Here is a 21,330-nt window from a genome sequence, read left to right on the forward strand (position 1 = left end):
TGCTCTTTGCCCCGAGATTGAGCGAAAATAGATTAACGCAAACAGGATGCTCCTCACTTGACGCGCATCATACCTCGAAAACCGAGACACTGGTAGAATTTCATCTGGCAAAAGGGAGGAAGTATCATGACCTACACCGATGTGAAATCGACCAGTGACACGCTCATATGGCTTGAACATCTCAAACGTGGCGATGTCGCCAAAGTGGGCGGAAAGAACTCCTCTCTGGGGGAAATGCTGCAATCCCTGAGCGCTGCGGACATCCGTGTGCCGCCGGGGTTCGCGACCACCGCAGACGCCTATCGCATGTTCCTCGGGGCCAATAATTTCGGGGACAAGCTGGAGCACGAGCTTGGCAAACTGGCCGACGGGCGCGCAACCTTGGCCGAAGCCGGGAGCGCGATCAGGGCGATCATCCGCTCCGGGTCATGGCCGAAACAAATCGAGATGGACATCCGCGAAGCTTACCGCGAATTGGGTCGCCGCGTCGGGCGCGACACCCCCTCGGTCGCGGTGCGCTCCTCCGCCACGGCTGAGGATTTGCCGGACGCCAGTTTTGCAGGACAACAGGAAACCTTCCTCAATGTCGTCGGCGAAGAAGAGCTTCTGAGCGCCTGTCGTCGTTGCTACGCCTCGCTCTTCACCGACCGGGCAATCACCTATCGTGAACTCAAGGGCTTTGACCATCTTGACGTCGCGCTCTCCATCGGCGTGCAGCTCATGGTGCGCTCCGATATCGGCGGCTCGGGCGTGATGTTCTCGCTTGATACCGAAAGCGGCTTCGACAAGGTGGCTTTGATCACCGCCGCTTGGGGGCTTGGCGAGAACGTGGTGCAAGGGGCTGTCAGCCCGGACGAGTATCAGGTCTACAAGCCTTTCCTCGACAAGAAAGGCACCACGCCGATCATCCACAAGGCGCTCGGCGCGAAAGAGATCAAGATGATCTACGGCAGCGGCAAAAACGCCGCGACGCGCAACGTGCCGACCTCACTGGCTGAACGGGAAAGCTTTGTTCTGAACGACAAGGAAATCCTCGACCTCGCCCGTATGGCGACGACGATCGAAGACCATTACGGCTGTCCGATGGACATGGAATGGGCCCGCGACGGCGAAGACGGCACGCTTTACATCGTGCAGGCACGGCCTGAAACCGTGCAGTCCCATGCCGAAGCGGACGCGATGAAATCCTACAAGATCGGCGCGCATGGCAAGGTGTTGGCCAAAGGCCTTAGCGTCGGTGAAGCCGTCGCTTCCGGCGAGGTCTGCATCATCAAAAGCGCCGAGCATATCGACCGGTTCGTCGATGGGGCAGTGCTTGTGACCTCCACGACCGACCCAGATTGGGTGCCGATCATGAAACGCGCCTCCGCCATTGTGACAGATCACGGCGGGCGGACCTCCCACGCTGCGATCATCAGCCGCGAGCTGGGCGTTCCCGCCATTGTCGGCACAGGCGACGCGACCCGCGTGTTGCATGACAACCAGATGATCACCGTCTCCTGCGCCGAGGGCGAGGATGGTGTGATCTATGAGGGCAAGGCCGAGGTCTCCGTCAGCGAAATTCGTCTCGACGATGTGCCCGACACGAAAACCCGCGTCATGCTCAACCTCGCCAACCCGTCTGCCGCGATGCGGTGGTGGCGTTTGCCGGCCGAAGGCGTGGGCCTCGCGCGGATGGAATTCGTGATCAACAACGAGGTGAAGGTCCACCCGCTCGCATTGACGCGCTACGACCAACTGCCGACCCAAGAAGTCAAAGCCGCGATCGACGCGCTCACCCGCGGCTACACGGACCGGACCGAGTATTTCGTCGACAAGCTCGCCATGGGCCTCTCGCGGATCGCCGCCGTTTACTATCCGACGCCGACCATCATCCGCATGAGCGACTTCAAGACCAACGAATATGCCGACCTTCTCGGCGGCGCGACGTTCGAGCCGAAGGAAAGCAACCCGATGATCGGGTTCCGGGGCGCATCGCGGTATTATTCGGAGGCTTACAAGGACGGCTTCGCGCTTGAGTGCAAAGCGATCAAGAAACTGCGCGACGACATGGGCTTCGACAATGTGATCGTGATGATCCCGTTCTGCCGGACGCTCGACGAGGCCGACAAGGTACTCGCCGTCATGGAAGAAAACGGGCTGAAACGCGGGGAAAACGGGCTTCAGGTCTATGTGATGTGCGAGATCCCCTCGAACGTCATCAGTGCCGATGCCTTTGCCGACCGGTTCGACGGGTTCTCTATCGGCTCGAACGACCTGACCCAGCTCACGCTTGGCATCGACCGCGACTCGGAAGCGCTTGCCGATCAGTTCGACGAACGTGATCCGGCAGTGCTTTGGATGATCCGCACGGTGATCGAGAGAGCCCATGCGAAAGGGCGCAAAGTTGGTCTCTGCGGGCAAGCGCCAAGCAACGATCCGGGCTTTGCGCGGCTTTTGGTCGAAGCGGGGATCGACACGATTTCCGTCACGCCCGACAGCTTCCTCTCGGTGAAAGCCAATGTGAAAGCGGCGGAAGAAACCTGACGCGGCTCAGCTCTCAAAACGCAAAAGAGGCGCCCTTGGGCGCCTCTTTTCATTCATAAATCGACCGAAAGATCAGGCGTTTCAGATCAGGCATTCCGGTCCGTCAGCTTGCGCACGATCACGTAGAAGGACGGCACCATGAAGATCCCGATGAAGGTGGCCGCCGACATCCCGCCCAGCACGCCGAAACCGATGGCGTTCTGCGCCGAAGCCCCGGCCCCGGAGGCTTTCGCCAAAGGCAGCACGCCGAGCATGAACGCCAGAGAGGTCATCAGGATCGGGCGCAGACGCATCTTGGCCGCTTCGACCGCAGCCTCCACCGCTTTCATCCCCTTCTCTTCTAGCCCGCGTGCGAATTCGACAATCAGGATCGCGTTCTTCGCCGCCAAACCGATGGTCGTGAGAATGCCGACTTTGAAATAGACGTCATTCGACTGATCAAAGAGCCACGCAAACAGCAGCGCACCAAAGACCCCCACCGGAACGGAGAGCATCACCGAGAGCGGAATCGACCAGCTCTCGTACAATGCCGCGAGACAGAGGAACACGACCAGCACGGACAGCGCGTAGAGATAAGGCGCTTGGCTGCCGGATTGCTGTTCCTGATAGGACAGCCCGGTCCAGGCCACGCCGTAGCCGCCATCGAGCGACAGGGCCAGTTCCTCGATCACATCCATCGCCTCGCCGGAACTGACGCCATCCGCCGGAGAGCCGGACACTTCGATCGAGCTGATCGCATCCATGCTGTAGAGCGAGGGGGCGACGGAGACCCATTCGGTCGTCACGAAAGAGGCGAAGGAAACCATCTCCCCGTCGGAGTTCTGGGCATACCAGCCTTCGATATCCTCCGGCTGCATCCGGTATTGCGCATCGGCCATGACAATCACCGGGCGCAGAGAGCCGTTGAAGTCGAAATCGTTGACCGTGGAGCCCGCGAAGATCGTCGAGAGGATCGAGTTCACATCGCTGACCGACACGCCAAAGCTTTCGGCTTTCCGCTGATCGATCTCAAGTTTCAGAACCGCCTCGGAATCGACCCCCGACACGTCCACGTTCTGCAACCGCCCGTCTTGGTTGGCCAAGGTCTCAAGTTCAGTCGCCGCCGCACGCAGCGCCTCGGAACCGGTGTTGCCGTAATCGACCAGCTCCATCGAGAAACCGGAGGTGTTGCCCAGCCCCGGAATCGCCGGAGGTTGCATGAACATCACCTGCCCGGCGCGCAGACCTGCGAAATGCATGGTCGCCCGGCTGGCCACGGCGGAAGCGCTGAGCTCATCGCCTTCACGCTCATCGAAATCACGCAGCTTCACAAAGATCATTGCGGTGTTCTGGCCAGAGCCACCAAAGCCGAAGCCGAGCGTCGCGAAAGTGGTTTCCACCGCATCGCTTTCCTCGTTCAGAAGGTAATCCTCGACCTGCGCCACCACATCTTCGGTCTGGGGCGTCGTAGAGCCTTCGGACAGGTTGACCATCACCATGAGCACGCCCTGATCTTCCTGCGGCAGGAAGGACGACGGCAGACGGTTGTAGATGCCCCAAGCCCCGGCGAGGAAAGCCGCCAACACGAGGATCATGAGGAAGGGCTTCTTGAGAATGCGCGCCACCGTGCCCGAATAGGCCCCGTTCGCGCGATCAAAATTGCGGTTGAACCAGCGCGCGGGCGCAATGCCGTCGCCATGTTTCGCAGGCTTGAGAAGCGTCGCACAAAGCGCCGGGGTCAGAATCAGAGCCACAGCCGCCGACAGCACCATCGCGGTGATGATCGTCACCGAGAACTGGCGATAGATCACCCCCGTCGAGCCCCCGAAAAACGCCATCGGCAGGAACACAGCCGAAAGCACAAGCGCGATCCCGACGAGCGCGCCGGTGATCTGCCCCATGCTCTTCTCGGTCGCGGGCATCGGTGCGAGCCCTTCATCCTCGATGGTCCGCTCGACGTTCTCCACCACGACGATTGCGTCATCGACCAAAAGACCGATGGCCAAAACCATGGCGAACATCGTCAGCGTGTTGATCGAATAGCCCAGCGCCGCAAGCACCGCGAAAGTGCCCGCGAGCACCACAGGCACGGCGATGATCGGGATCAGCGTCGCGCGCCATTTCTGCAGGAAGACGAGGATCACGAGGAACACCAGAACGATGGCCTCGATCAACGTGTGATACACTTTCTCGATGGACAGTTTGACAAAGGGCGAGGTGTCATAGGCATATTCGATGGTGACGCCCGCAGGCAGAGAATCTTCGAGGTCCGCAAGCGTTGCGCGCACCGCGTTGGCAGTGTCCACGGCATTCGCGCCAGTGGCGAGGTTCACACCAAAGCCCGAGGCATTGCCGCCGTTAAAACGCGCGTCCGAGCCGTATTCTTCCTGACCGATCTCGATGGTGGCGACATCGCCCAGAAGGACGGAGCTGCCATCCTCTTCGGTGGTCAGCAGAATGTTTTCGAACTCTTCAACCGAGGTCAATTGGCTCTGCGCCGTGATCGTGGCGGTGAACTGTTGCCCCGTCACAACGGGCAATTCGCCGAGAGAGCCCACGGAGACCGTGGTGTTCTGCGCCTCTACCGCGCTTGTCACATCGGCCGGCGTCAGGCTGTATTTGGCAAGCGCCAGAGGATCGAGCCAGATCCGCATCGCATAACCGGAGCCAAAGCTGTTGATGCCGCCGACCCCTTCGGTCCGCTGCACAGGGCCGGACACTTGGTTGTCCAGAATATCACCCAACTGCACCGTCGAGTAGCTGCCGTCTTCCGACACGATTGCCCCGATCATCAGGATCGAGGAGGAGGAGCGGGAGACGGTCACGCCAGAATCCTGCACCGCATCGGGCAGCTGGCTTTCAACCTGCGAGATTTTCGACTGCACTTCGTTCTGCGCGTCGACCGGATCGACGCTTTCGTCGAAGACCAGAGAAATCGAAGACGAGCCTTCGCTGGAGGTGCTCTGCATGTAGAGCACCCCGTCGATCCCGGTCAGCGCATCTTCGAGCACCGAGGTCACGGAATTGTCGACCGCATCCGCCGTGGCGCCGGAATAGCTGGCGGAGATCCGCACCGTACTCGGCGCGATATCCGGGTATTGCGACACGGAAAGCTGTGTATAGGCAAACATCCCCGCGAGCATCGTGACGATCGCGAGAACCCATGCAAAGACGGGGCGGTGTATGAAAAAACGCACCATGGCTTATTCGGCCTCTGCGGCAGCGTCAGTGTCGGTGCCGGTATCGGAGCCTGTGTCAGAAGACGCATCATCCGTCACCGCATCCTCAACCACGCCCGCGTCGTTGATCGTCACCGGAACCGTGGTGATCTCGGCCCCATCCGTCAGATTGGTCAGACCATCGAGAATGATCTCTTCCCCGACGTCTACACCGTCCGTCACGATCCAAGAATTGTTCGCCGTACCGCTATAGGTCAACGTCACCTGATGCGCCGTGCCGTCTTGGGCGATGAAAGCCGTCAGCGTGCCGTCCGACTGACGCGTCGTTGCGCGCTGCGGCACCAGAATGGCCTTGGTCGTACCAAGCGTCACTTCCGTGCGCAGGAACTGTCCCGGAAGGATCAGTCGCTTCGGGTTGTCGAATTCGAAGCGCATGTCGATAGAACCCGTGGTGGTCGAGACCGTCACACCGGGGCTGATCAGCGTGCCTTTGCCATCGTAAATTTCGCCGTTCTCAAGCGTCAACGTCACATCAAGTTCCTTGCCCGGCGACAGGGTGCCGTCTTCGAGCTGTTCGCGAATGCGCATCAGACGCGCGGAGCTTTCGGTCACGTCGATATAGATCGGGTCAAGCCGCGTGACGGTGGTCAGCGCATCGCTCTGGTTCGCGGTCACCAACGAGCCGACGGAGAATTCCGGCACTGCGGGGATGCCGTTGATCGGGCTCCGGATTTCGACGCGATCAAGATCAAGTTGCGCCTGTTGCAGATCGGCTTCGGCGCTTTTCACGCTCGCCTTGGCCGCAGCCAAATCAGCGCGCGCAGTTTCCAGATCAGAGGTCGAGGCACCGACGCCTTCAAGTTTGGTATAGCGATCATACGCCGCCTGTGCCGTGGTCAGCGTTGCCTCGGCGCTGTCCCTGGCCGCCTCGGCGGAGGCAAGCGCCGCCTCGTAGGTTTCTGCATCGAGCCGGAACAACACATCCCCGGCCTGAACCCTGCGGCCCGCCGTGTAGACGATCTCTTCGATCACGCCCTCAACGCGCGGGCGGATTTCGGTTTGCTCCTTGGCCACGGCCCGACCGGGCAGTGTCGTGGAAAACGGCACCTCGGTTTCCTCAAGCGTGAGAACCCCGACTTCCGTCACCTGCGAGCCCCCACCGGGCGCCCCTTGCGCGAAGGCGGAGACAGGAGAGGCCAAACACAACAGGACAACGGCAGCACGCACCGCCCGCGGATGAAAAAGCATGGAATTTCCTTCTGACTGACGCTTCTTTAAACGACACCGTTTTTATACGGATAGAAAGGCTTTTTCTGTCTCGGGAATTTTCGGGCAATGCTTTGCGTCTGTAATGCAAAAGGGCCGCGCCATTGACTGGCACGGCCCCTTTCTAATTTTCTTCAGTCAGAGACTGATCTCAGAAGTGCACCGAACGGCTGTCCAGCGGCGTCTGTTTGGACGGCGAGAACTTGGTCAGGTCGATGCCTTCCACCGCGTGCTTGTACTCGTCGAGCGTCGGCGTGCGGCCGAGGATTGCGGAGAGCACGACCACCGGGGTCGAAGCGAGCAGCGACTCGCCTTTCTTCTCGGCGCTGTCTTCCACAACGCGGCCTTGGAACAGGCGGGTCGAGGTGGCCAGAACGGTGTCACCTTTCTCCGCTTTCTCCTGGTTGCCCATGCAGAGGTTACAGCCCGGACGTTCGAGATAGAGAGTGTTCTCATACTCGGTCCGTGCGTTGGCTTTCGGGAACATGTCGTCGAACTCGAAGCCGGAGTATTTTTGCAGCACTTCCCAGTCACCTTCGGCTTTCAGCTCGTCGATGATGTTGTAGGTCGGTGCGGCCACCACGAGCGGCGCTTTGAATTCGACCTTGCCGGTCTCTTTCTCAAGGTTCTTGAGCATCTGAGCGACGATTTTCATGTCGCCTTTGTGCACCATGCAGGAGCCCACGAAGCCCAGATCGACCTTTTTCTCCGCGCCGTAGTAGGACACCGGACGGATGGTGTCGTGGGTGTAGCGCTTGGACACGTCGATGTTGTTCACATCCGGGTCGGCGATCATCGGCTCGTCGATCTCGTCGAGATCCACAACAACCTCTGCGAAATATTTCGCGTTGGCGTCCGGGGTCAGCGCCGGTTTCTCGCCGGATTTGATCTCTTCGATCCGCTTGTCGGCTTTGTCGATCAGGCCCTGAAGCGTTTGGGCTTCGTTGTCCATGCCCTTGTCGATCATCACCTGAATACGGGATTTCGCCAGTTCCAGCGAGCCGATCAGCGTGTCGTCGTTGGAGATACAGATGGAGGCCTTCGCCTTCATCTCAGCGGTCCAGTCGGTGAAGGTGAAGGCTTGGTCGGCCAGCAGCGTGCCGATGTGCACTTCGATCACGCGGCCTTGGAAGACGTTGTCACCGCACTGTTTGAGCATCTGGGCTTGGGTGGCGTGCACGACGTCACGGAAGTCCATGTAGCTCTTCATGGTGCCTTTGAAGGTCACTTTCACCGATTCCGGGATCGGCATGGTGGCTTCACCGGTCGCCAGAGCCAGAGCCACGGTGCCGGAGTCAGCGCCAAAAGCGACGCCTTTGGACATACGGGTGTGGCTGTCGCCGCCGACGATGATGTCCCAGTCGCTCACGGTGATGTCGTTGAGCACTTTGTGGATCACGTCCGTCATGGCGTGGTAGTGGTCTTTCGGGTCACGCGCGGTGATCAGACCGAACTTGTTCATGAAGGACATGAGGCGCGGGATGTTGGCCTGAGCCTTTTTGTCCCACACGGACGCGGTGTGACAACCGGACTGATAGGCGCCGTCCACGGAGGGCGAAATCACGGTCGCGGCCATGGCTTCCAGTTCCTGCGAGGTCATCAGACCCGTGGTGTCCTGAGAGCCAACGATGTTCACTTTGACGCGCACGTCGGAGCCTGCCAGAAGCGGCGCTTTCGCAGCGACGCCGACAGCGTTCTTGTTGAAGATTTTCTCAACAGCGGTGAGGCCCTGACCTTCGCTGGTGATCTCTTTCGCCGGCGCGAACACCAGCGGCGCTTCGACGCCGAGGGTTTCAGCGGCGATGGTCTGGAGTTTCTTACCGAAGACGACGGCGTAGGAGCCACCGGCTTTCATGAACTCGACTTTCTGCGGGGTGAAGGCAGAGGACACGTCGGACAGCTCGGTGCCGTCGGCGTCATAGAGTTTCTTCTCTTTGGTGATGATGGTCAGCACCTTGCCGGTCTCGACGGAGTATTTCTGCTCCAGAACCGGATCGCCATTCTCGTCGAGCACCGGCTTGCCGTTCTCGTCGAGTTTTTTGACCCAGTTTTTCAGATCGAGGCCGATGCCGCCGGTCACGCCAACGGTGGTCAGGAAGATCGGCGAAATGCCGTTGGTCCCGGCCACGACCGGCGCGATGTTCACGAAGGGCACATAGGGAGAAGCTTGCTTACCGGTCCAGAGCGCCACGTTGTTCACGCCGGACATACGGGACGAGCCCACGCCCATGGTGCCTTTTTCAGCGATCAGCATCACGCGGGCTTCCGGGTGCTTCTTCTGAAGCTCCTGAATTTCAGCCTGTGCTTCCGGGGTGATCATGCATTTGCCGTGCAGCTCACGGTCGGAACGGGAGTGCGCTTGGTTGCCCGGGGACAGAAGGTCGGTGGAGATATCGCCTTCCGCGGCGATGTAGGTCACGACCTTGATCTCTTCTTCAACTTCCGGAAGCTTGGTGAAGAACTCGGCCTTCGCGTAGCTTTCGAGGATCTCTTTCGACACCGCGTTGCCAGCCTCGAAAGCGGCTTTCAGGCGGTCGGTGTCGGCCTCATAGAGGAAGACCTGCGTCTTCAGAACGTCCGCCGCCTGCTGCGCCAGCGCCGCGTCGTCGCCCAGCGCGATGTCGAGCAGCACTTCGACGGACGGGCCGCCTTTCATGTGGGACAGAAGCTCAAAGGCGAAACTCGGGGTGATCTCGGCCACGGTGGCCTCGCCCAGAATGATCTTCTTGAGGAACTTCGCTTTCACCTCTGCAGCCGGCGTGGTGCCCGGCAGGGTGTTGTAGATGAAGAAGTTCAGCGCGTCATCGCGGTGCTCGCTGCCCGCGTCTTCAATCAGGGAAATAAGCTCTGCAACCAGAGCGCCATCGTCGATCGGCTTGGGGTGCAGCCCCTCACCTTTCCGCGTTTCAATTTCGTTTAGGTAGTCGGTGTACAAGCTCATGACGATCCCTACGAGTCAGTGTTGATTCAGATTGAAAGACCCGGTCGCGGACTCAAACAGCGCGCGGCGCGGTGTAGTTGTATGCGGCAGTATACCAAGAACGGTTCCATCGCAAGAGGTTCAACACCAGCGTATAGGGGGAATTGTCGTGGGGTGGGAGTGCTGAATGAGGATGAGCGTTCAAGCGCCATCAATATCATACGACATGTTGGGACGGTTAAAGAACAGGTCAACAAGTCTTGAATTAATATAGTAATTTGTGCGACCACGCTTTTCTTTAAAAACCAAACCAGCGTCCGAAAGCTCATCTAAATGCCGCGCGGCGGCTTGGCGTCCAATACCCGTTTCTTTCACGACGTATTCAATCCTCGTATATGGGTGGCGGAATAAAGTGTTCAAAAGCTCATGTGAATAAATGCGACCGTGATTTTCACGCATCTCACTTTTAAAATCACGCAAAAGTTCATTGATACCTTCAAGTAAAACGGTCGTTTCTATAGCTGTTTCTTGCACACCCTTGAGCATGTATAAAATCCAGTCCTCCCATACCCCTTTATCTCTAACATCTTGTAAAAGCTGATAGTATTTTGATTTTGTTACGGTAATAAAACGGCTCAAATATAAAACGGGAATATCAAGTAGGCCCTGTTGAACCAGATACAAGACATTCAAAATACGACCCACACGACCATTTCCATCCGGAAATGGGTGAATGCTTTCAAATTGATGATGTATGATTGCCATTTTAACCAACGGGTCCCAATCGCACAGATCGGTATCGTTTATGAAACTCTCGAGAGCATCCATATGCTTTTGTATTTCAGCATGTGTTTGAGGCGGCACGTATACGATGTCTTTCGTGAACTCATTCGCAAGCGTTGTCCCCGGTGTCTTTCTAAAACCACCGGTATTTTTCTTAAGAGTTTGAAAGACGGAGATGAGGGTGTTGTTCGTAATCAAGCCTTCTTGATTTATCAATCCTGTGTGCCCGACCCACAGGGAATCCCGATAATTTGCGACTTCTTTTTGTCTGGGATCTAGGTTCGGGGATGAAATCGGTCCTATCTGAAAGACTTCATCCTGGGTGGTCACGATATTTTCGATTTCTGTCGAAGCCTGAGCTTCTTGAAGCGAGAGGGTGTCAATTAATATCCCTTGATTGGGCACCTTCGCAGCTTGCCTGCGCAAGTTGGAAAGGGCCCTATATGCCGCGTTTGTGGCTTTCAGGACTCTCTTTGTCTCAACATCAATATCTAGTGGCAAAGCGGGTATTTAGTATGTGCATTGGACCACGTGAGTGTATCCTGATTCAGAAAACTAAGATTTGCGACACGTTCCGAAAACGTGTCGCATTTCCTCGAATAATGCAACACTTTACTCAACCTTCCCCCGCAGCTTCTTCACCTCCGACCGTTCCTTCTTCGCCTTGATCCGGCGCTCGACCGAGCCTTTCGTCGGGCGTGTTTTGATCCGGCGTTTCGGTTTTTCCGTCGCCTTGCGCACAAGCTCCGCCAGCCGCTCCCGCGCGATCTCTCTATTGCGTGCCTGCGACCGGGTCTCTTCGACCTGAATCACAATCGCCCCGTCCTTGGTCCAACGCCGCCCCGCCAGACGGCGCAGGCGGTTCTTCACGGGCTCGGGCAGGTTCGGAGAGCGGGCCGCTTCGAAGCGCAATTCGACCGCCGTGGAGACTTTGTTGACGTTTTGCCCGCCGGGGCCCGACGAGCGGACGAATTGCTCGGTGAGTTCCCAATCCGCGATTTCGATCTGCTCTGTGACGGTGAGGGGCATGAGAAGGTCCGGGAAAGTTCGGGGAATACCTGACGGAAAAGGATGACATACGGAAAGCCGACGCAAGGCCGACGTATATCCGACAGGGATCAAAAGGGCAAAAACGGAAAAGGGCTGCCAGATAGAGCAGCCCTCCGAGATCTCAGGAGATGGGGTCAGTTAGGACACCCAATCAGGAGTGTTTCACACTAGATTTTTCCTCTAGGTGGCGGCCCCCCCGACTGTCTTGACCTCGCTCTCCAACATCACTCTAGACACTGGACCACCTCCTTTCGATGAATTGCCGATAAGATGATGGTGGCACAGATTTGGTATATAGCAAGTAAATTTATACCATACGTGCCGTGAGGCGCCCAACAATTAGGCGGAAAGGCACGAGAGCGATCAAAGCGAGGGCGAGTTTGACTCCCCAATCGGCAACTGCGAGCGAAATCCAGAGCGGCACCGGCTGACCGACGAGCAGGAAAGGCACAGCCTCCCAAGCCCAGGAGATTTCCATATCGGCGTTTTCACCGAAGACGACGATATGTTGCGAGAAGGCGATGGTGAAGAAGATCGAGGTGTCCAGCGCGGACCCGATGATCGAAGACGCAAACGGCGCTTTCCACCAAGTGCCTTTGCGCAGCTTGTCGAACACAAACACGTCCGTGAGTTGAGCGACAAGGAAGCCAATCGCGGAGCCGATCGCGACGCGGAACGCCACGGCCTGATAGGTGAAACCATCGCCCTGCAAGGTGATCTGCGTGCCGATGAGGCTACAGATGATCCCGGTGACGAACCCGGCGAAGATGACTTTGCGCGCGGATTGCACGCCATAGACGCGGTTCATCACATCGGTGACGAGGAAGGCGAAGGGGTAGGTGAAAGCGCCCCATGTCAGAAGCCCATCCGCGATGAGGAACTGAACGAGGATATTGGAGGCCACGACAATGGCGGCCATGGCAAGAATGCCAGGAAGGATACGATTCATGATATGACCCGTTTTTTATCGAAGGTGACGGCAACTCGGCCCCGTTTGGAGCGACGCGGCGGTCTAACCTTGGGTTCAAAACAAATCAAGTCTTATTCTTTTACCTGATAATCGACGAATTCGGTGCGCTGGAAGAATTTGAAATTGTTGTCCGAAATCATCGTGACCCGAACGTCCTCCGGCGTGCCCCAAACCGCGATCCCTTCGAGATTGTCATGAGTCCCGGTCAAAGTGCGGAGCAGAATCTCCTCGTTGGTCGGCCCATCGGGCCCGAAATCGAAGCGCCGCACACGGGTCGCGAAGCCCAGCCCGGTGAACCAGCGTTCCAGAACATAGAGCTTTCCATCCGGCCCGATATCGAGACCGACGGGCAGGAAGTCCGTGTTGCCATCGCGCGGAATGGACCACGGGCGGTCCCAACCCTGCCCCACCGTGTAGCGGTAGAGCGGAAACGGCCGCGTCATCTCGCCCGAGCGTTCCGGCAGAGTATAGAGATGCCCCGCCTGATCCGCGGCGAGCCCTTCGAGCGAGGAATTGTTCTGCATCCCCGCGAAATCCGGGTGGCGCGGCAGGTCGGTCAACCAGCCGGTTTCCGGGTCCATCTCCGCCACGCGGTGATTGCCTTCGAAGGACAAGAAAATCTTGCCGTCATCCGTCACCGCGAGTCCCTCGCTGTCATCGGAATAGCGGGGGAGCGGCTTGCCTTCAGAGGTCAGAAACCCTTGCGCGGTTTTGACATAAGCCCCCGCGACCACGCCTTTGTCGTCACGCTTGAGATCGCCGTGAAACAGCATCGCGCGGTCGGACAAGGCCCAGAAGGACAGACCGTCCTGAGACAATTCCAGACCGGACAGACCACCGACCCGAGCATCCGCCGAGACCCATGTGTACGACCCGAGATAGCTCAACTCCGCAGCATGAGACAGGGTTGGCAGAGCGCTCGCGATCAGCGCGAGGAGAGTACGGATGAACATTGAGCGGGCAGTGTCGCAAGCGTGATGGGAGGTTTGGGTTTTGCGGGTTTGGCGTTCGGATCGGGCGGCGGCGGGTTCAGGATGTTGTTCACCCATTCCTGCGCATCATCACAGCCATCGCCGGGCGGCGGCGGCGCTTGATCGACACAGGTCTTGTCGCCCTTGGGACAATTCAGCCGAACGTGGAAATGGTAGTGATGCCCCCACCACGGGCGGATTTTCCGAAGCCAGCTTTTATCGCCCGTCTCATCCTTGCACATCTGCACCTTCGCACCGGGGAACACGAAAATCCGCGCCACACGCGGATCGGACGCGGCGGCCTTGAGAAGCTCGTGATGGGCGCGGGTCCAATTCTCATTGGTGTAAGCCCCCGCCGAGCGGCGCATCGAGATCGACGACAGGCTTTCCCGTTCAGCACGGGTAAGATCAAGGCGCGTCGCAGGCAGCATCCAGATATCGGCATCGAGACCGATCTGGTGGCTGGCATGGCCCGAGGACATCGGCCCGCCACGCGGCTGGCTCATGTCACCGACATAGATGCCGTTCCAACCGGGCAGCTTCGCGGCCTTGCGCGACAGGTCTTCGAGGAAATCAACGAGGATCGGCTGGCCCCAGTTGCGGTTCCGCGACAGGCGCATCGCCTGCCATGTCGGCCCGGTTTCCGGAAGGGCCACAGCCCCGGCCAGACAACCTTTGGAATAACTGCCAAAAGACTCAGGGGTTTGAGACGATGGCAAAGCCACCGGCCCGAACAATTCCTTGGCCGGACGGTGATCCGACGAGGAGACGCTGACCTTCGGCGTCGGGACAACATCACTCTCGCCGCCCACACAGGCGGCCAGTGTCGTGAACAGCGCGACGCTCAACCATTTACGCATCATTCAGAGGCCTTTGTTCCTTCCGGATGCACCCACGCTAACAGCACCAGCCCGAGAATGAAAAGGGCGATAAGCGGAGTGATGCCGAGACGCTGGGAATTGGTCACGTCGGACACCACGGCGATCAAGGCAGGCGCAAGAAAAGTGGTCGCTTTGCCCGACAGCGCAAAAAGGCCGAAGGCTTCGGTCATGCGCTCCGGATCGGCTTGACGCACCATCATCGTGCGCGAGGCGGATTGGATGACACCAGCGACAGCGCCGAGAATCGCGCCGCAGATATAGAAGGCCACATCCGGCGATTTGCTACCGGCCTCGACCGCCATGAACAGCACACTTTCGCGGGTGATGGTCAGGATCACGAGACAGACCGCAACGAGCACCACGATGGAGAAGATAATCACCGGTTTCGGGCCGAATTTCTGATCCGCGATCCCACCGAAATAGGTGAACACCGCCCCGGTGAAAGCCGCGAGAATACCGAAGACGCCAATCTGCACCACGCTCCATTCCAGCGCGCCGAGCGCGTAAATGCCACCAAAGGTAAACACCCCGTTGAGAGCATCGCGGTAGAACATCGACGCGCCAAGGAAAGCAAAGAGCGAGCGCCGTTTCGGCAGGCTTCGGAGGGTTTTCATCAGATCATGCACGCCGCGGCGCACGGCCCCGGTCATCGGGCGGGCATCGCTTTTTGGCTCACGCACCCAAAGAAAGAAGGGGATCATCGAAATCACGAACCACAGCGCCACGAAGGGTCCGACGAAGCGCGTGCCCTGACGCGTCTCCGGGTCCAGCCCGAAAAGCGGCGCGCTGCCCAACAGCGTCACCCCCGCCGCATTCTCCGCGAACAGCAACAGCATGATCACCAGCGCGACGATCCCGCCGACATAGCCCCAGGCCCAGCCATTGCCGGAGATTTTGCCGATCTCTTCGCGCGCTCCAAGATCGGGCAAAAGCGCGTTGGTGAAAATCGTGGTGAATTCGACCCCAATCAGGCCCAGTCCGAAGAAAAGGAGCACCAGAAGCGTCGGGAAATTCTCTGGTGACGCGAGCCAAAGCCCAGCCGATCCGACGACATAGAGCGCCGAAAACAACCAAATCCACGGCATCCGTCGTTTGCTTTCATCGGCGATGGCCCCGAGAACCGGGGCGGAAAAGGCGATCAGCAGCCCCGCCACCGTCAGCCCGTAGCCCCAGATCGATTGTGCTTCCGCCTTGGCATGGGCCGCATCCATGCCGCCCGCCGTCAGATAGGCGATCACCTGTTCGGCGAAATACGGACCGAAGATGAAGGTGAGGACCAGCGTATGAAACGGCTGCGTCGCCCAGTCATACATCATCCAGCCCCAGATACGTTTGCGGTGGGTTGGCTCTGTCATGAAATCTGCCCTTCTCCCTCAACTGAGGCGATAGAACAGCCAAAGCGCTTAGCGCGCAACGATTATCATGTAGGTCAACGGGTTGGCGGCCAAGGCCGTGTGTTATCTGCCGCAATCCAGTTGCGAACCCACTCCGGCAGTTCCGGGCTTTCGACACCAGGTTCCAGACGCTCCAAAAGCTCTTTCGGAGCCACCATCTTGCGCTTTTTGATCACCGCACCGCGCAGAAGGATATGGTTGCAGCACTCGCCCTTCTGGTCCCACATCGATTGCTCGATATAGAGAAACTTGTCGTCAAACCCGATCGGCGTCGTCACCATGTCCACGGTCTGAAACGTCGTCACCCTCCGGCGATAGCGCACCGAGGCCCCCGCGACCGCCATGCCGTACCCGCCCTCTTTCGCGGCCTTCGCCGTGCCGTTGCGGATCGACATCGGCACCCGGCCAAGGTCAAAGATTGTTAAGGTTCTGCCGTTATTGAGTTCAAGCCACAGATCAATGTCCCAAGGCATACAGATATGCCGGGAATAATGTGGCTCGAAGAGGCCAAGCTTGGGCGCGTTTCTGACTTTCCACGCCTGATAGAACATGCGGACAAAAGGATACATGGCGCCACTCTCTTTCTGCGGGCGCAAAGGTCAAGTCGGACGTTGCGGCACAGGTTCTCGGCAGGCACCATCGACAGCCGCCCTTGTGCGAACGCGGCAGAGACCTTAGGTGAGAGAACAACCTTAGAAATACAGGCAAATCGGGAACCTGAACTATGCTGTCTTTGATGCAAATCCTGCTGATGATCCTCGGCGTCGTAAAATTCGTCATGATCGTTCAGATCATCATGAGCTGGCTGATCAATTTTCAGGTGCTCAACGTGCGCCAACCGCTGGTCTATCAGATCTGGAGCGGCCTCTCCCGCCTGCTGGAACCTATCTACACCCCGATCCGCAAAATCCTGCCCCCGATGAACGGTCTCGATCTCGCGCCGCTGGTTGCCTTCATCGCGATCTATGCGATTGAGCGGATCATCTACAACAACATGGGCATGTTCTATTAAGCCCGTTCGCGTCCTGTGGCCCGGTTTTAAAGAAACACCTTAATCCCCGCTTGAGCCTTCTGTGTTCACATGCGATTCTGTAGGCACAGAACAAGAGCAGGCAGATATGGAACAGGCGCAGGCGCTTCTTTCCTCCGTTTTCGGATTTGACGATTTCCGCCCCGGTCAGGCGGAGATCGTGGAGGCCGTTGTGGCGGGGCGCGATGTGCTGGCCATCATGCCCACGGGCGGCGGCAAATCGCTCTGCTACCAACTCCCCGCTTTGGTGCGCGACGGCCTGACCGTCGTCATCTCTCCGCTCATTGCCCTGATGCGCGATCAGGTGCAAGGGCTCCAGGCCGCCGGCGTCGCGGCGGGTGCGCTGACCTCCGGCAACACCGAGGAAGAGAACGATGCGGTGTTTGCCGCGCTGTCCCGTGGTGAGCTGAAACTTCTCTACATGGCGCCCGAGCGCCTCGCTTCCGGCGGCACTCTACCGATGCTCCGCCGCTCGAACGTGGCGCTGATTGCCGTCGATGAAGCCCATTGTGTGAGCCAATGGGGCCATGATTTCCGCCCCGATTATCTCCGCATCGGCGATCTCAAACGCGCGCTCGGCGTGCCGCTCGCCGCCTTCACCGCCACCGCCGACGAGGAAACGCAGGCGGAGATCGTCACCCGCCTGTTCGACGGCACCCAACCCGAAAGCTTCCTGCGCGGGTTCGACCGTCCGAACATTCACCTCGCCTTCGCCGTCAAGGACAGCCCGCGCCGCCAAATCCTCGATTTCGCCGCCGCGCGCAAAGGCCAGTCCGGCATCGTCTATTGCGGGACACGCGCCAAGACCGAAAGCCTCGCCAAAGCGCTCTCCGACGCCGGACATCTGGCCCTCGCCTACCACGGCGGCATGGAACCGGACCGTCGCCGCGAGGTCGAGCGGCGCTTCCAACAAGAAGATGAGCTGATCGTCGTTGCCACCATCGCTTTCGGCATGGGGATCGACAAACCGGATATCCGCTGGGTGGCGCATGCCGATCTGCCGAAATCCGTCGAGGGCTATTATCAGGAAATCGGGCGCGCCGGTCGTGACGGTGCGCCTGCGGAGACGCTCACGCTCTTTGGTCCCGACGACATCCGCTTTCGGCGGACCCAGATCGACGAAAGCCTCGCGCCCCCCGAACGCCGCGCCGCCGATCACGCACGGCTCAACGCGCTTTTGGGATTGGCTGAGGCGCAGGTCTGTCGTCGCCAGACCCTTTTGAAATTCTTCGGCGAAGAGGCGCAGCCCTGTGGCAATTGCGATCTTTGCGACACCCCGCCGGAACTGTTCGACGGCACCACGGCGGTGCGCAAGGCGCTTTCTGCCGTGCTGCGCTGTGATCAGGGATTTGGCGCGGGGCATCTTATCGACGTGCTGACCGGCAAGATGACCGACAAGGTGCGCCAGTGGAACCATGACCAGCTGTCCGTGTTCGGCATCGGCAAAGCCTATGACAAACGCCAATGGAACGCGATTTTCCGGCAGATGATGGGCGCGGACCTGCTGCGCCCCGACCCGGAGCGCCACGGTGCGCTCTACATGACCGAACCGGCGATGCCGATCCTCAAGGGCGAGGCGGAGATCATGCTTCGCAAAGACACGCTTGCCAAAGCCCGCAAAGGCCCGATCGCCAAGGCACTGGTCTCCGAGGAGGACGCCCCGCTTTTGTCCGCGCTCAAGGCGAAACGCCGCGCGCTGGCCGAAGAGGCCCGCGTGCCCGCCTATGTGGTCTTTGCCGACAGGACCCTGATCGAGATGGCCGAAAAACGTCCGCAAACGCTCGATGAAATGGGGCGGATCGGCGGGGTCGGCGCGAAAAAGCTCGAACGCTACGGTGATCTGTTTCTCTCTGTGATCCTCGGCGCGCCGGTGCCGGAGATGCACCCGGCGCGGCGCAAGCTGGCCAGTTCCGGCGGCGGCGATCTGTTCGACCGGTTGCAAGTGATCCACAACGACCTGTCGCGCGGCGATTGCGGCACGCTCAAACCGATGAGCCTCACGGCCTCTCAGATCACCAAACTCGTCAAAATGCGCCCCGGCGACCTTGCCAGTTTCGCCCGTATCGTCGGAGAGAAACCCGCCGAGCGCTTTGGCCCCGCAATGATCGAAGCGATCCAAGCCGCCTGACCCGGATCACGCGCCAGCCATGGCCTCCGGCACCTCTTCCGGCAGGATGGGATAACATTCTTCTGGCAGCGCCTTAAGAATACGGTCGATGATCGCCGCCTTGCGCAGGGGTTTCGTCATGTAATGATCCAGCCCCGCCGCCAAAATCTCCTGCTCATCTCCGGCCATGGCGTGTGCCGTCAGCGCGATGATCGGGGTATGCACATCGGTGTCGAGTTCCAGCGTCCGGATTTGCCTTGTGGCCTCTTTGCCATCAACCTCCGGCATGGAAATATCCATGAACACCAGATCGGGCTGGAATTCCTGATATAGCTCCACCGCCTCGCGCCCGTTGCCCGCAAAGCGCAACTCGATGTCGAGTGCCTTGAGCATCTTACCGAACACCAGTTGGTTGGTCTTGTTGTCCTCCGCCGCCAGCACCCGCATCCGTCGCCCCGGCGCCCGCGCAACAGGGACAAGATCAGAGAGCGCCCGCCACAGATCGGCCCGGAGCAGCGGTTTTTGCAGGGTCTTGGCTCCCTCAATGTCAAAACTCCCCGCCGCAATCGGGCCGGAGGTCATCAGTAAGACAGGTGCCGTCACGCCGCGCGCGCGCAGTGCGCTGATCAGCTCGGCGATATCCACCCCAGGCAGTTGGCTGTCGATGAGATAGACCTGCCCCTCCGGGGGCGCGGCGAGCAGCGCTTCCGCCGTCTCGACCGGAAAGACCTCAAACCCAAGCGCGGTCAGTTGTTTTTCGAGGATCAAGGAATTCGCGTTGATATGATCGACCAGAACCGCCTTGTGCATCCATGACGGCAAACTCAGGGTCTGGCTTTCCTCGACCACATCCATCGTGATGTGAAAGCCAAAGCACGAGCCGATCCCCTCCTCGCTATCGAGCCAAATCTCGCCGCCCATGAGCTGAACGAGTTGTCGGGTGATCGCGAGACCAAGTCCCGTGCCTTCGAACTTGCGATTGCGCGCGTCCTCGACCTGATTGAACTCGCCGAAAATATGCTCGATCATCTCCGGCGCGATGCCGATACCGCTGTCCTCGACAGACACATGCACCCGCTGGCGCGTGCCGCCGTCTTCGGGCAATCCCACAACGCGCACAATCACATGGCCCTCATGAGTGAACTTCACCGCATTGCCGATCAGGTTGGTCAAAACCTGCCGCACGCGCCCCGGATCGCCCATGAAATGGGTCGGCATAAACATGTCGTAATCAATGATCAGATCGACGCCCTTCTGCGTCGCCGGGGGTTGCAAAAGCACCATCACGTCCTGAATACAGCGTTCAAGATCAAAGACTTCCGGGTGGAGGGAGAGTTTCGAGGCCTCGATTTTAGAGTAATCCAACACATCGTTGATCAGACTCAAAAGCGCCTCGCCTGAGGATTTGATCGTTTCGACATAGAGCGTCTGTTCTTCGTTCAGCTCCGTATCCGAGAGAAGATCGGCCATGCCGACCATGCCATTCATCGGCGTGCGAATCTCGTGGCTCATATTGGCGAGGAAGGCGGATTTCGCGCGGTTGGCAGCCTCTGCCTTGCTCCGCGCGCGTTTGAGCCGTTCCTCGTAGCGGATCGTCGAAGTGATGTTCAGCCCGAGAGAGACCATGTCCCCGTCAGACGAGCGGCGGTCCACCAGTTTGACGAACTGGTTGTTCCAAAGTCGCACCGTCTGCGGCTCCCGCACCGGCGCCCGCCAGCGCGCGACGGCCTGATCGATAAAGGCCTCCCGCGTCAGATCGCCGATGTCAAGAATGCCCTCCTCAACCGCGAGGCGCACGATCTCCGGGTAGGTGATGCCGGGTTTGACGTCCTCCAGCCCGTCGAAAATCCGCAAATAGGCGGGGTTGGCGGCGATCATCATCTCGGACGGGTCAAAAACGGCGAACCCGTCCTGAATGGTTTCAATCGAATCCCAAAGGCGGCGTTCCGCGATATGCACGGCGACATTGGCCTTTTCCAAATCCTCCCGCGTGCGCAGGTTCTCGTCGCGCAGAACCTCCGTCTCCTCGCGTTTGACGATGATCTCATCCGAGAGGTGCCGTGCGTGCCGGGACAGTTTGCGATTGGCCTCGAACAGCTCCGCCTGTTTCAATTCCAACAGACGCTCCGCAGCCAACCGGGCGCGGCGTTCTTGGGACAGTGTTTCCGACAGTGACATTCCGAACCTCTTTGCACCTTGCCGGACAGGACCATCCGACTTTTGCAGCAGGATGGTCCAAACAGGGTGAAAAGAGTCTTAACTGGTTGCCGAAAA

14 protein-coding genes are annotated in these 21,330 nt (G+C 59.1%); 3 read left to right on the forward strand and 11 right to left on the reverse strand.

All coding sequences use genetic code 11. From position 1 onward, the window contains the following. Positions 1 to 126: 126 nt before the first annotated feature. Entirely contained in the window at positions 127 to 2,526 is a 2,400-nt protein-coding gene (gene ppsA / locus ACYBHZ_RS03345) for a phosphoenolpyruvate synthase (RefSeq protein ID WP_460272767.1), read from the forward strand. Between the two features lie 86 nt (positions 2,527 to 2,612). On the opposite strand, the gene ACYBHZ_RS03350 is transcribed toward ppsA, so the two are convergent. From ACYBHZ_RS03350 to ACYBHZ_RS03395, 10 genes are all read right to left on the reverse strand, one after another. Beyond that, complete coding sequence (locus ACYBHZ_RS03350; RefSeq protein WP_460272768.1) at positions 2,613 to 5,705, reverse strand: efflux RND transporter permease subunit; 3,093 nt, start codon at positions 5,703 to 5,705, stop codon at positions 2,613 to 2,615. A gap of 3 nt (positions 5,706 to 5,708) precedes the next feature. Next, complete coding sequence (locus tag ACYBHZ_RS03355) at positions 5,709 to 6,932, reverse strand: efflux RND transporter periplasmic adaptor subunit (RefSeq protein ID WP_460272769.1); 1,224 nt, start codon at positions 6,930 to 6,932, stop codon at positions 5,709 to 5,711. A gap of 169 nt (positions 6,933 to 7,101) precedes the next feature. Further along, positions 7,102 to 9,891 (reverse strand): bifunctional aconitate hydratase 2/2-methylisocitrate dehydratase, encoded by a 2,790-nt coding sequence (locus tag ACYBHZ_RS03360; protein ID WP_460272770.1) that lies wholly within the window; start codon positions 9,889 to 9,891, stop codon positions 7,102 to 7,104. A gap of 180 nt (positions 9,892 to 10,071) precedes the next feature. Next, positions 10,072 to 11,154 carry a Fic family protein gene (locus ACYBHZ_RS03365; RefSeq protein WP_460272771.1) on the reverse strand — a complete coding sequence of 361 codons (1,083 nt, stop codon included), beginning with the start codon at positions 11,152 to 11,154 and terminating at the stop codon, positions 10,072 to 10,074. Positions 11,155 to 11,265: 111 nt separating this feature from the next. Next, a complete protein-coding gene (arfB, locus tag ACYBHZ_RS03370; protein ID WP_460272772.1) occupies positions 11,266 to 11,682 on the reverse strand; it encodes an alternative ribosome rescue aminoacyl-tRNA hydrolase ArfB in 417 nt (138 codons plus the stop codon). A gap of 328 nt (positions 11,683 to 12,010) precedes the next feature. Beyond that, positions 12,011 to 12,652, reverse strand: coding sequence for a queuosine precursor transporter (locus ACYBHZ_RS03375; protein ID WP_460272773.1), 642 nt, complete (start codon positions 12,650 to 12,652; stop codon positions 12,011 to 12,013). A gap of 92 nt (positions 12,653 to 12,744) precedes the next feature. Then, positions 12,745 to 13,626: an esterase-like activity of phytase family protein gene (locus ACYBHZ_RS03380; RefSeq protein WP_460272774.1), complete on the reverse strand. Its 882-nt coding sequence runs from the start codon at positions 13,624 to 13,626 to the stop codon at positions 12,745 to 12,747. Continuing rightward, complete coding sequence (gene mepA, locus ACYBHZ_RS03385; RefSeq protein ID WP_460272775.1) at positions 13,599 to 14,507, reverse strand: penicillin-insensitive murein endopeptidase; 909 nt, start codon at positions 14,505 to 14,507, stop codon at positions 13,599 to 13,601. The genes ACYBHZ_RS03380 and mepA overlap by 28 nt, the downstream gene beginning before the upstream one ends. Continuing rightward, positions 14,504 to 15,880, reverse strand: a complete 1,377-nt coding sequence (locus tag ACYBHZ_RS03390) for an MFS transporter (RefSeq protein ID WP_460272776.1) — start codon at positions 15,878 to 15,880, stop codon at positions 14,504 to 14,506. The genes mepA and ACYBHZ_RS03390 overlap by 4 nt, the downstream gene beginning before the upstream one ends. A 74-nt stretch (positions 15,881 to 15,954) precedes the next feature. Further along, entirely contained in the window at positions 15,955 to 16,488 is a 534-nt protein-coding gene (locus tag ACYBHZ_RS03395; RefSeq protein WP_460272777.1) for an acyl-CoA thioesterase, read from the reverse strand. A 155-nt stretch (positions 16,489 to 16,643) separates the two neighbouring features. On the opposite strand from ACYBHZ_RS03395, the gene ACYBHZ_RS03400 reads away from it, so the two are divergent. Both ACYBHZ_RS03400 and recQ read left to right on the forward strand, forming a co-directional pair. Further along, on the forward strand, positions 16,644 to 16,931 hold the full coding sequence (locus ACYBHZ_RS03400; RefSeq protein WP_460272778.1) for a YggT family protein: 288 nt from the start codon (positions 16,644 to 16,646) through the stop codon (positions 16,929 to 16,931). 106 nt (positions 16,932 to 17,037) lie between these two features. Further along, the gene (gene recQ, locus ACYBHZ_RS03405) at positions 17,038 to 19,077 is read left to right on the forward strand and encodes a DNA helicase RecQ (RefSeq protein WP_460272779.1); all 2,040 of its coding nucleotides are present in this window, start codon (positions 17,038 to 17,040) and stop codon (positions 19,075 to 19,077) included. Between the two features lie 6 nt (positions 19,078 to 19,083). On the opposite strand, the gene ACYBHZ_RS03410 is transcribed toward recQ, so the two are convergent. Further along, the gene (locus tag ACYBHZ_RS03410; RefSeq protein ID WP_460272780.1) at positions 19,084 to 21,234 is read right to left on the reverse strand and encodes an ATP-binding protein; all 2,151 of its coding nucleotides are present in this window, start codon (positions 21,232 to 21,234) and stop codon (positions 19,084 to 19,086) included. Positions 21,235 to 21,330 lie beyond the last annotated feature (96 nt).

This window comes from Celeribacter sp. ULVN23_4, from assembly GCF_054788345.1.